The following is an 11,401-nucleotide window of genomic DNA, read 5'->3' as shown; positions in this document are numbered from 1 at the left end:
GAGCCCCCGAGCTCCGCCGCGCGGCTACAGGCGGTCCAGCACCTGCGTCAGCAGCTCGCCCATCCGGGTGGCCGAGTCGCGGCCCGCCTGGAGGACCTCCTCGTGGTTGAGGGGCTCGCCGGTCATGCCGGCGGCGAGGTTGGTGACCAGGGAGATGCCCAGGACCTCCGCGCCCGCCTCGCGCGCGGCGATGGCCTCCAGGACCGTCGACATGCCGACCAGGTCCGCGCCGATGACGCGGGCCATGCGGATCTCCGCCGGGGTCTCGTAGTGCGGGCCGGTGAACTGCGCGTAGACGCCCTCCTCCAGGGTGGGGTCGATCTCCTTGCACAGGGCGCGCAGCCGCGGCGAGTACAGGTCCGTCAGGTCGACGAAGTTCGCGCCGACGATCGGTGACGTCGCGGTCAGGTTCAGGTGGTCGCTGATCAGGACCGGCTGGCCGGGGCGCATGCCCTCGCGGAGGCCACCGCAGCCGTTGGTCAGCACGATCGTCTTGACGCCGGCGGCGACGGCCGTACGGACGCCGTGCGCGACGGCGGCGACACCGCGGCCCTCGTAGTAGTGGGTGCGGCCCAGGAAGACGAGCGCGCGCTTGTCACCGATCCGGTACGAGCGGATCTTGCCGCCGTGGCCCTCCACCGCCGGGGGCGGGAAGCCGGGCAGCTCGGTGACCTGGAACTCGGCCTCGGGGGCGCCGAGCGCGTCCACGGCCGGGGCCCAGCCGGAGCCCATCACGAGGGCGACGTCGTGGTTCTCGGCGCCCGTGAGTTCCCGCAGGCGCACGGCGGCGGCGTCGGCGGCGGCGTAGGGGTCGCCCTGGATGTCGTCCGGAAGAAGAGAAGCGTTCACGCGACGAGGGTATCCGGTCTGGGCCTACGCGCGTAGATGACAAGCCTCACGGGTTTGGGATCGTTGTCTTGTCGTTTCCCGCCAAAGGGTGCCGGGCCGGCCGCCCGGGGGCCCGGGAAGCGGGCCGAGGGCGCCGCGGACCCTCGGTGAGGCGGCCGGGGCCGCTTCTCAGCAGGGTCGCTTGCGGAGCTCCATCACATAGTCGTGCGGGGCTCCCGCGGACTCCGCGGCGTCGGCGATCTCGCCCAGGTAGCGGGCGGAGGGCAGGCCGCCCTCGTAGCCGTTCAGGACGTACACCCAGGCCGGTTCCTCACCCTCCAGGGTGTGCACGCGGACGCGCATCCGGCGGTATATGTCGAGGCCGACGCCCACCCAGCGGTCCATCGCCTCCTCGTCCATCGGGGCGATGTCGTACAGCGCGACGAAGACCTGGGCGCGGGGGGCCTCGACGACCGTCGCGAGCGCGCCCTCCCAGCCCATGTGCTCGCCGCCGAAGGTGAGGCGCCAGTCGTTCAGCCAGCCGGTCGCGCGCAGCGGGGAGTGGGGGGCGCGGCGGGACATCAGACGGGCGTCGAGGTTGCCGGCGTAGGCGGCGTAGAGCGACATGGGGGAGAGCGTAAGCGCTCCGCTGGGTGGGGCGGGGCGGGAGGGGGTGAAGGGGAGTGGGTGGGTCGGCGGGGTGCGGGTCCGTTGTGGCTGGTCGCGCAGTTCCCCGCGCCCCTGGATGGCCCTCGGGGCCGATCCCGCGCGTCTCGGCGTGGGCCGTCGGGCGGCGGTCGTGCGGGCGCCCGCCTGTTCTTCGCGGCCGGTTCCCCCGGGGCATGAGCGCCCTCGGGCCCGCTCCTCGGTGCCCGACCGCCCACGGCGCGGCTCCTCGGGTCCCAGCGCGTTCCGGTGGCTTCTCGGTGCCCGGGTGCTTTCGCGGCCGGGTCCTCGGTGCCGGGGGCTTTCGTGGCCGCTCCCCGGTTGCCCGAGCGCCACTCGAGAGCGGCTCCCCGCTGCCGTCCGAGCGTCTCCAGGGCGGGCTTCCCCGTGCCGTTGCCGGGGCCGGCGTACCCCGACTCCGTCGCATCGGGGTTCGTGCGGGAGAATGGAGTACGTGACTCGGATCGTGATCATCGGTGGCGGACCCGGCGGCTATGAGGCGGCGCTGGTGGCCGCGCAGCTCGGCGCGGAGGTGACCGTCGTGGACTGCGACGGTCTGGGCGGGGCGTCGGTGCTGACCGACTGCGTGCCGTCGAAGACGCTCATCGCGACCGCCGAGGTGATGACCACCTTCGACTCGTCGTACGAGGAGCTGGGCATCATCGTCGCCGACGACACCCCGCACATCGACACGCCCGCGCGTGTCGTCGGGGTCGACCTGGGCAAGGTCAACCGGCGTGTGAAGCGGCTCGCGCTGGCGCAGTCGCATGACATCACCGCCTCCGTGACGCGCGCCGGCGCGCGGGTCATGCGCGGGCGCGGGCGGCTGGAGGGGCAGCAGGACCTGGACGGGTCGCGCAAGGTCGTCGTCAGGGCGGCGGACGGGTCCGAGGAGACCCTGATCGCCGACGCCGTCCTCATCGCCACCGGCGGCCACCCCCGTGAGCTGCCCGACGCGCAGCCCGACGGGGAGCGGATCCTCAACTGGACGCAGGTGTACGACCTCGACGAGCTGCCCGAAGAGCTGATCGTGGTCGGTTCGGGTGTCACGGGTGCCGAGTTCGCCGGCGCCTACCAGGCCCTCGGCTCCCGGGTCACCCTCGTGTCCAGCCGTGACCGCGTGCTGCCGGGCGAGGACCCCGACGCCGCCGCCGTCCTGGAGGACGTCTTCCGGCGACGCGGCATGAACGTCATGGCGCGCTCCCGGGCCCAGTCCGCGAAGCGGGTCGGCGACCGGGTCGAGGTGACCCTCGCGGACGGGCGCGTCATCAGCGGTACGCACTGTCTGATGGCCGTCGGCGCCATCCCGAACAGCGCCGGCATGGGGCTGGAGGAGGCCGGGGTCAAGCTCAAGGACTCCGGGCACATCTGGACCGACAAGGTCTCGCGGACCTCGGCTCCGGGCGTGTACGCCGCCGGTGACGTCACCGGTGTGTTCGCCCTCGCCTCCGTGGCCGCCATGCAGGGCCGGATCGCCATGTACCACTTCCTCGGCGACGCGGTGGCCCCGCTGAACCTGAAGACGGTGTCGTCCAACGTCTTCACCGACCCCGAGATCGCCACCGTCGGCTACACCCAGGCCGACCTCGACGCCGGGGTCATCGACGCCGTCGGAGTGAAGCTGCCGCTGCTGCGCAACCCGCGCGCCAAGATGCAGGGCATCCGCGACGGCTTCGTCAAGATCTTCTGCCGGCCGGGCACCGGCATCGTCGTCGGCGGCGTGGTGGTCTCCCCGCGCGCCTCGGAACTGATTCACCCCATCTCGATCGCGGTCGACAACAACCTGACCGTCGAACAGATCGCGAACGCCTTCACCGTGTACCCGTCCCTGTCGGGCTCGATCGCCGAGGTCGCCCGCCAGCTCCACACCCGCAAGTCGGGTGGCGGCGTCTGACGAGGTCAACGGCAGTACGAGGACGGGTCCGGGCCGGTCGACGGCTCGGGCCCGTCGCGTTTACGCCCAGGATGGCCCCTATATCACTTCTCGCCCCACGGTGCGAACAACTTCTGTTATTCGGCGCAAACTGCTGAAAGCAGATGGTCGTTGGCGTTACTGTCAGTTTCGTGTTCGCTGCAGAACGTCGCCAATTGATCCTCGAAATGGTGCGGGCCAACGGAGCCGTGTCGCTCCGTGAGCTCGCCCGCGTCGTCCAGACCTCCGAAGTGACCGTACGGCGGGACGTGCGCGCTCTGGAGGCAGAAGGACTCCTCGACCGCCGGCACGGCGGTGCGGTATTGCCGGGCGGGTTCACGCGGGAGTCCGGCTTTCCGCAGAAGTCTCATCTCGCGACCGCCGAGAAGACGGCCATCGCCGACCTCGCCGCGAGCTTCGTCGATGAGGGCGAAGCCATCGTGGTCGGGGCGGGGACCACCACGCAGGAGCTGGCACGCCGGCTCGCGCGGGTCCCCGGGCTGACCGTCGTCACCAACTCCCTGTTGGTGGCCCAGGCGTTGGCCCACGCCAACCGTGTGGAAGTCGTGATGACCGGCGGCACCCTGCGCGGTTCCAACTACGCCCTGGTCGGCTCCGGTGCCGAGCAGTCCCTCCAGGGGCTGCGCGTCTCCAAGGCCTTCCTCTCCGGGAGCGGACTGACCGCCGAGCGCGGTCTGTCCACGTCCAACATGCTGTCGGCGTCCGTCGACCGGGCGCTGGTCCAGGCCGCCGCCGAAGTGGTCGTCCTCGCCGACCACACCAAACTGGGCACCGACACGATGTTCCAGACGGTGCCGACCGATGTCATCACCCGGCTGGTCACCGACGACCCGCCCGGCCACGACGACCGCGCGGTGACCGAGTTGCAGGCCCTGGCCGATCAGGGCGTGCAGATCTCCGTGGCCGGAGCGTCGGGCGGCACGGGCCAGGAGCCCGTCCCGGCACGCCAGTCCCGCCGGGACATGCCGCTCCCGGGCCCCCGCCGGAACCAGGTCCACGGCACCGCGCCGCAGTTGCGCAGCGCCACGGTGGTGGGAGAACCGCCGACCGGCGAGCGCGAGCGAGCGGCCCGCGTGGCGGACCTGCGACGCCGGTGAACCCGGCCGCTCCGCCACGGACGAGCCCCGGGCGCGCTGCCGCCATCGGACGCCGGGCGCGCACCCCGTCGAACGGGGGTACGCCGGGGTGTCGGGCCCATCGGTAGTGGCCGGCTGGGCCAGGGCGTCGAGCTCACGGGCAGTTCGTGGCGTAGGCCGGTGGCCGGAGGCGTACGGGTAGTGGTCGGGTGCGCCGGCGGGTGTTCGTCGCCGGCGGGCGTCGGGCGCCCGGTAGCCGTTGGCCGTGCCGGAGGCGCCGGGGGACTCGTGGTCGTCCCGTTCGCCAGGAGCCGGGTGGGTCGTCACCCCAGGCCCGGGCCGGGGCGTCCGCGGGCGGCGGGCTCGTCAGGGCTTCAGGCCCCGCAAGGTCAGGGTCAGCAGGCGGTCGGCCAGCTCCGGGTCGTCCGGGGTCTCCTCGGCCGCCAGCGCGATCGCGTGGGTGAGCTGGAGCAGATCGCCGATCGACACGTCGTCCCGTACGGCGTGGGCCTGCTGCGCCCGCCTGAGCAGGGCAGTGCCCGCCTCGCGGATCGGGGCACAGCACCGGGCCAGGTCCGAGGCGTCCTCGCCGGTGCGGGTGTCGGCGTACGACACCGTCATGAGCGCCTTCGCCAGGCCGCGATATTCACTCGCACGAGTGATGATGTCGCGCAGCCAGGTGACCAGTGCCGTGCATGGCCGGGGCGCGCCGAGCTGCTCCCGGGCCCGGGCGAGCAACTCCTGGACCGCGTCCTCGAAGACCGCGCCGAGGAGTGCCTGACGGTTCGGGAAGTGGCGGTAGAGCGTGCCGATCCCCACGTCCGCGCGGCGGGCGATGTCCTCCAGAGAGGCCGTCGTGCCGTTGGCGGCGAAGGCGACACGGGCCGCCGCGAGGAGGCGCTCGTGGTTGCGGCGGGCGTCGGCTCGCATGGGGCGGGTGCCCGCGGGCGGCCGGGCCCCGGCACGGGGCCGCGCTCCGGCCGGGGGCTCGGCCTGGGCGGTGCTCACCGTCGTGTCACCTGCTCTCTTCGCTGGGGTTTCCTCAGCCTAAGAGCTCCGAACAGAAGTGGAGTCCGATCGGCTCGCGGCGTCTGGTGCGTGCGATCGCAAGGCGCCGGAAGCTCCTGGTAGCGGGGCTACCAGGAGCTTCCGGCAACGCGGCGAGCGTGCGTGCCAGGCGTCGCGAGCCGGGCTCCACTTCTGTTCGGAGCTCTAAGAGTTCGTGGACCGCCGGGGGAGTTGCGCGGGTACGACGACACGGCACGACGTGACACGACACGACCCCCGCGGCCCTGACGGGCGCGGGGGTCGCGGAGTGTGCGGATTCTCAGTCCTTGATCTCGCAGATCGCCGCGCCGGACGTGATGGAGGCGCCGACCTCCGCGCTCAGGCCCTTGACGGTGCCGGAACGGTGGGCGTTGAGGGGCTGCTCCATCTTCATGGCCTCCAGGACCACGATCAGGTCGCCCTCCTTGACCTCCTGGCCCTCCTCGACCGCCACCTTGACGATCGTGCCCTGCATCGGGGAGGCGAGGGTGTCGCCGGACGCCGCCGGGCCGGACTTCTTCGCCGCGCGGCGCTTGGGCTTGGCGCCCGCCGCCAGACCGGTGCGGGCCAGGGTCATGCCCAGGGCGGCGGGGAGGGAGACCTCCAGGCGCTTGCCGCCGACCTCGACGACGATCGTCTCGCGGTCCGTCTCGTCCTCGGACTCGCTGGTGTCCGCGGGGGCGGCGAACGGCTTGATCTCGTTGACGAACTCCGTCTCGATCCAGCGCGTGTGAACCGTGAACGGGTCGGTCGAGCCGGTGAGTTCGGGGGCGAACGCCGGGTCCTTCACGACCGCGCGGTGGAACGGGATGGCCGTGGCCATGCCCTCGACCTGGAACTCCTCCAGGGCACGCGCGGCACGCTGGAGAGCCTGCTGCCGGGTGGCGCCGGTGACGATCAGCTTGGCGAGCAGGGAGTCCCAGGCCGGGCCGATGACACTGCCGGACTCCACGCCCGCGTCCAGCCGGACACCGGGACCGGACGGCGGGGTGAACGTGGTGACCGTGCCGGGGGCCGGGAGGAAGTTGCGGCCCGGGTCCTCGCCGTTGATGCGGAACTCGAACGAGTGGCCGCGCAGCGGCGGGTCGTCGTAGCCCAGCTCCTCGCCGTCCGCGATACGGAACATCTCGCGGACCAGGTCGATACCGGTGACCTCCTCGGTGACCGGGTGCTCCACCTGGAGACGGGTGTTGACCTCCAGGAAGGAGATCGTGCCGTCCACACCGACCAGGAACTCCACCGTGCCCGCGCCGACGTAACCGGCCTCCTTGAGGATGGCCTTCGACGCGCGGTACAGCTCGGCGTTCTGCTCCTCGGACAGGAACGGCGCCGGAGCCTCCTCCACCAGCTTCTGGTGGCGGCGCTGGAGCGAGCAGTCACGGGTCGAGACGACGACCACGTTGCCGTGCTTGTCGGCCAGGCACTGGGTCTCGACGTGACGCGGCTTGTCCAGGTAGCGCTCCACGAAGCACTCGCCACGGCCGAACGCCGCGACCGCCTCGCGCACCGCCGAGTCGTACAGCTCGGGGACCTCTTCGAGGGTGCGGGCCACCTTCAGGCCGCGGCCGCCGCCGCCGAACGCCGCCTTGATGGCGATGGGCAGGCCGTGCTCCTCGGCGAACGCCACGACCTCCTCGGCGCCCGACACCGGGTCGGGGGTGCCCGCGACCAGCGGCGCGCCCGCGCGCTGGGCGATGTGACGGGCCGCCACCTTGTCGCCGAGGTCGCGGATCGCCTGCGGGGGCGGGCCGATCCAGATCAGGCCCGCGTCCAGGACCGCCTGGGCGAACTCCGCGTTCTCCGAGAGGAAGCCGTAGCCCGGGTGGATCGCGTCCGCGCCGGAGTCCTTGGCGGCCTGGAGCACCTTGGCGATGTCCAGGTAGCTGGTGGCGGGGGTGTCACCGCCCAGGGCGAACGCCTCGTCCGCGGCACGCACATGCAGCGCGTCCCGGTCGGGGTCTGCGTACACGGCCACGCTCGCGATCCCGGCGTCCCGGCACGCCCGGGCGACGCGGACAGCGATTTCGCCTCGGTTGGCGATCAACACCTTGCGCACGATGGCTCCCTCTCCTTGAAACAAGCCGAGTTTAGGGACTGCCGACACGGCGTTTCGACCCGTCCTCAATGGTGACCTTGCCCACACGGAGCGTGAATCGAGGCTCGCTCGACCGGCGAAATCCCTTGTCGTACCGCATCACGCAGGACTCCACGCGAAAACCCTAGCCCTCCACTGTGGTCAAGGTCTCTGTGTGGCCATGCTGCGGCCGGTTGGGTTTCTTTGTGGAATCCCTACTAATGGCCCAACGATTCTTTGCTCTCGCGAGAACCCTTGTCCCCGGGTTTACCCGTTAGTAGCGTTCGCGATGTCTCGAACAGGTACTTGGGGTAACGGTGCCCCGGGGAGAACGGCGCGGCAGGGAAAGTGGGTGGGTGGCGGTGATCCGCAGACCGGTGGCGGTGGTCACGGCGATCGTGCTGTTCGCGGAGGGGCTGGGGATCGCCCTGCTCCAGTGGTTCCTCGGCACCGTCGTCGACCGGCAGAAGATGTCCCTCGCCGGGCTCGACCCCGAGGCGATGTCCCTCTCGTCGAAGGCCGGGGGCGTCGCCTTCGGGCTCTACTTCGCGTTCTGCGGGGTCGTCGCGCTGCTCGTGGCGATACGAGACCGGCCCGCCGCCGGGCTCGGGCGTGTCCTGCTCATCAGCGTGGCCGTGGTGCACGGGTTGCTCGGCGCCCTCACCGTGGGGCTGGTCGGGTGGGGGGCCTTCGTCTTCATGATGGCCGTGCTGGCGCTCGTGGTGCTCACGTTGATGACGTACGACCGGCAGGGGGGCGCCGGGGACGCGCTCGTGGGCGGTCAGGGTGTGCCGGGAGCGGATGACCCGGGTGCCCCGGGTGCGCCGAGGGCGGATGAGCGGGGCGCGCCGGCCGCGCCTGTCGCGCCGCCGGCCGCCGGTGCGCCCTGAGACGCCTCTACTGCTCTCGGGGAGTCCACAAGTCCGTGATGTTGACGCCCAGTTGGGCCAGGAGGCGGCGGACCAGGGGGAGGCTGATGCCGATCACGTTGCCGTGGTCGCCGTCGATGCCGTCGATGAACGGGGCCGAGCGGCCGTCGAGGGTGAACGCCCCGGCGACGTAGAGGGGTTCCCCCGAGGCCACGTACGCGGCGATCTCCTCGTCGGTGGGGTCGCCGAAGTGGACGACGGTGGAGGCGGTGGCGGAGGTGTAGCGGCCCGTCGTGGTGTCGTAGACGCAGTGGCCGGTCTGGAGGGTTCCGGCGCGGCCGCGCATCGACTTCCAGCGGGCCGTGGCCTCCTCGGCGTCGGCGGGCTTGCCGAGGGCTTCGCCGTCCAGGTCGAGTACCGAGTCGCAGCCGATGACGAGGGCGCCCTTGACGTCGGGCTTCGCCGCGACGACGGACGCCTTGGCCTCGGCGAGGGCGAGGGCCAGATCGGCGGGGGTGCGGGCGGTGACGGCGTCCTCGTCTACTCCGCTGACGATCACCTCGGGGTCCAGGCCGGCCTGGCGGAGCAGGTTGAGGCGGGCGGGCGACTGCGAGGCGAGCACTAGACGACGGCGCGGGTGCGGTTCGGTCATGCGGTCAGGGTAGCCGCGGGGGCCGGGCGCCCGGGGTCCGTCGGGAGCGCGGCCGTGCCGGCGCGGCCGGGATGCCGGCCGACGGTGGCCGCGCCGCCGTTCCCGGCGGCTCAGCGGATGCCCAGGACCAGCATCGCCAGGAGCATGGCCAGGGCCATGAGGATGCCGAGCCGGCGGAGCATGTCCTGGGTGTCTCGGAGTTCCTTCGGCGGCTCGTTCTCAGGGTCGGACCACAGCATGATCCGATGGTGCGGGGCGCTGTGGTCCGGACGCCTGAGTACGCGTACTCAAGTGGGGTCGGCGGTTCCGCTCAGCCGGGCCAGTAGGTGCGGCTCCACGAGGTGGGGCCCGGGGCCGGCAGGCGGTGCGCCGCGATGCGGGACGGGTCGGACCAGGAGTCCCGGGGGGCGGGCGCGCCGGACGGCTCCGTGGCGGCCGCCGCGGCGCGCGCTTGGACCACCGCCAGGGCGGCGGCCAGCTCCTCGGGGGTCGGATTGCCCCGTACGACCTTGATCACGATGGCTCCCGTCAGGTCTAGAGGGGGATGTTGCCGTGCTTCTTCGGGGGCAGGGACTCGCGCTTGGTGCGGAGCTGGCGCAGGCCCCGGACGATGTGGCGGCGGGTCTCCGACGGCATGATCACGGCGTCGACGTAGCCGCGTTCGGCCGCCGTGTAGGGGTTGAGGAGGGTGTCCTCGTACTCCTGGATCAGGCGGGCCCGGACCTCCTCGCGCTCCTCGTCGGAGGCGGCCGCGATGGTGCGGCGGTGCAGGATGTTGACCGCGCCCTGGGCGCCCATGACGGCGATCTGGGCGGTCGGCCAGGCCAGGTTGAGGTCGGCGCCCAGGTGCTTGGAGCCCATGACGTCGTAGGCGCCGCCGAACGCCTTGCGGGTGATGACCGTGATCAGGGGGACCGTGGCCTCGGCGTAGGCGTAGATGAGCTTGGCGCCGCGGCGGATGATGCCCTCGTGCTCCTGGCCGACGCCCGGGAGGAAGCCCGGCACGTCGACGAAGGTCAGGACCGGCACGTTGAAGGCGTCGCAGGTGCGGACGAAGCGGGCCGCCTTCTCGGACGCGTCGATGTCCAGGCAGCCGGCGAACTGCATGGGCTGGTTGGCGACGATACCGACGGGGTGGCCCTCGACACGGCCGAAGCCGGTGAGGATGTTGGGCGCGAACAGCGCCTGGGTCTCGAAGAACTCGCCGTCGTCCAGCACGTGTTCGACCACCGTGTGCATGTCGTACGGCTGGTTCGCGCTGTCGGGGACGAGCGTGTCGAGTTCCCGGTCCTCGTCGGTGACGGAGAGGTCGGCCTGTTCGGGGAAGGCCGGGGGCTCGCTGAGGTTGTTCGAGGGGAGGTAGGACAGGAGCTGCTTGACGTACTCGATCGCGTCCTTCTCGTCGCCCGCCATGTGGTGGGCCACGCCCGACGTCGCGTTGTGGGTGCGGGCACCGCCCAGCTCCTCGAAGCCGACGTCCTCGCCGGTGACCGTCTTGATGACGTCCGGGCCGGTGATGAACATGTGCGAGGTCTGGTCGACCATGACCGTGAAGTCGGTGATCGCCGGGGAGTAGACCGCGCCGCCCGCGCACGGGCCGACGACGAGGCTGATCTGCGGGATCACACCGCTCGCGTGGGTGTTTCGGCGGAAGATCTCGCCGTACATGCCGAGGGCCATGACGCCCTCCTGGATGCGGGCGCCGCCGGAGTCGTTGATGCCGATCACGGGGCAGCCGGTCTTGAGGGCGAAGTCCATCGCCTTCATGATCTTCTGGCCGAAGACCTCGCCGAGGGAACCGCCGAGGACGGTGAAGTCCTGCGAGAAGACGGCGACGGGACGGCCGTCGACCGTGCCGTAGCCGGTGACGACGCCGTCGCCGTAGGGGCGGTTCTTCTCCATGCCGAAGTCGGTGGAGCGGTGACGGGCGAACTCGTCGAACTCCACGAAGGAGTCCTCGTCGAGGAGCAGTTCGATCCGCTCACGGGCCGTCAGCTTGCCCTTGGCGTGCTGCTTCTCCACCGCGCGCTCGGAGCCGGCATGCGTCGCCTCGTGGATACGGCGCTCCAGATCCGCGAGCTTCCCCGCGGTCGTGTGGATGTCGATGGTTGCTGGCTCTTCCGGCTCGGACATCGGGATGCGGCTCCCTGCCTGCTCAGTGGGACGTGGGACGTGAGGACTTCGGGGTGCGTGCTTGCTCGGGGTGAGGGATCGTGCTGTCTCGGTACGTGCTCAGAAGTGGAGGCGGTTACTCAT

11 protein-coding genes are annotated in these 11,401 nt (G+C 71.6%); 3 read left to right on the top strand and 8 right to left on the bottom strand.

Translation table 11 applies throughout. The features are described from left to right. Positions 1-24 precede the first annotated feature (24 nt). Positions 25-849, bottom strand: a complete 825-nt coding sequence (locus AC067N_RS21050; protein ID WP_478680413.1) for a purine-nucleoside phosphorylase — start codon at positions 847-849, stop codon at positions 25-27. A gap of 168 nt (positions 850-1,017) precedes the next feature. Next, the gene (locus AC067N_RS21045) at positions 1,018-1,455 is read right to left on the bottom strand and encodes a gamma-glutamylcyclotransferase family protein (RefSeq protein ID WP_478680412.1); all 438 of its coding nucleotides are present in this window, start codon (positions 1,453-1,455) and stop codon (positions 1,018-1,020) included. Between the two features lie 484 nt (positions 1,456-1,939). Here AC067N_RS21045 and AC067N_RS21040 point away from each other — a divergent pair, with 484 nt between their 5' ends. Continuing rightward, entirely contained in the window at positions 1,940-3,388 is a 1,449-nt protein-coding gene (locus tag AC067N_RS21040) for an NAD(P)H-quinone dehydrogenase (protein WP_478680411.1), read from the top strand. A 143-nt stretch (positions 3,389-3,531) separates the two neighbouring features. After that, positions 3,532-4,524: a DeoR/GlpR family DNA-binding transcription regulator gene (locus AC067N_RS21035; protein ID WP_478680410.1), complete on the top strand. Its 993-nt coding sequence runs from the start codon at positions 3,532-3,534 to the stop codon at positions 4,522-4,524. Positions 4,525-4,869: 345 nt separating this feature from the next. Here the strand turns inward: AC067N_RS21035 and AC067N_RS21030 are convergent, their stop codons facing one another. Next, the gene (locus tag AC067N_RS21030) at positions 4,870-5,433 is read right to left on the bottom strand and encodes a TetR/AcrR family transcriptional regulator (protein WP_478680618.1); all 564 of its coding nucleotides are present in this window, start codon (positions 5,431-5,433) and stop codon (positions 4,870-4,872) included. A 397-nt stretch (positions 5,434-5,830) separates the two neighbouring features. Next, the gene (locus tag AC067N_RS21025) at positions 5,831-7,606 is read right to left on the bottom strand and encodes an acetyl/propionyl/methylcrotonyl-CoA carboxylase subunit alpha (RefSeq protein ID WP_478680409.1); all 1,776 of its coding nucleotides are present in this window, start codon (positions 7,604-7,606) and stop codon (positions 5,831-5,833) included. A 380-nt stretch (positions 7,607-7,986) separates the two neighbouring features. On the opposite strand from AC067N_RS21025, the gene AC067N_RS21020 reads away from it, so the two are divergent. Continuing rightward, complete coding sequence (locus tag AC067N_RS21020) at positions 7,987-8,514, top strand: hypothetical protein (protein WP_478680408.1); 528 nt, start codon at positions 7,987-7,989, stop codon at positions 8,512-8,514. A gap of 7 nt (positions 8,515-8,521) precedes the next feature. On the opposite strand, the gene AC067N_RS21015 is transcribed toward AC067N_RS21020, so the two are convergent. The 4 genes from AC067N_RS21015 to AC067N_RS21000 all read right to left on the bottom strand — a co-directional run bounded on the left by AC067N_RS21015 (position 8,522) and on the right by AC067N_RS21000 (position 11,278). Then, complete coding sequence (locus tag AC067N_RS21015) at positions 8,522-9,145, bottom strand: Maf family protein (RefSeq protein WP_478680407.1); 624 nt, start codon at positions 9,143-9,145, stop codon at positions 8,522-8,524. A gap of 110 nt (positions 9,146-9,255) precedes the next feature. Further along, entirely contained in the window at positions 9,256-9,384 is a 129-nt protein-coding gene (gene mmpB, locus AC067N_RS21010) for a morphogenic membrane protein MmpB (protein WP_478680406.1), read from the bottom strand. A gap of 71 nt (positions 9,385-9,455) precedes the next feature. Continuing rightward, a complete protein-coding gene (locus AC067N_RS21005; RefSeq protein ID WP_478680617.1) occupies positions 9,456-9,665 on the bottom strand; it encodes an acyl-CoA carboxylase epsilon subunit in 210 nt (69 codons plus the stop codon). Between the two features lie 14 nt (positions 9,666-9,679). Beyond that, positions 9,680-11,278, bottom strand: coding sequence for an acyl-CoA carboxylase subunit beta (locus tag AC067N_RS21000; protein WP_478680405.1), 1,599 nt, complete (start codon positions 11,276-11,278; stop codon positions 9,680-9,682). Positions 11,279-11,401: the final 123 nt, after the last annotated feature.

Source organism: Streptomyces sp. NPDC042364 (assembly GCF_056437585.1).
This window is presented reverse-complemented; position numbering and strand designations above follow the sequence as displayed.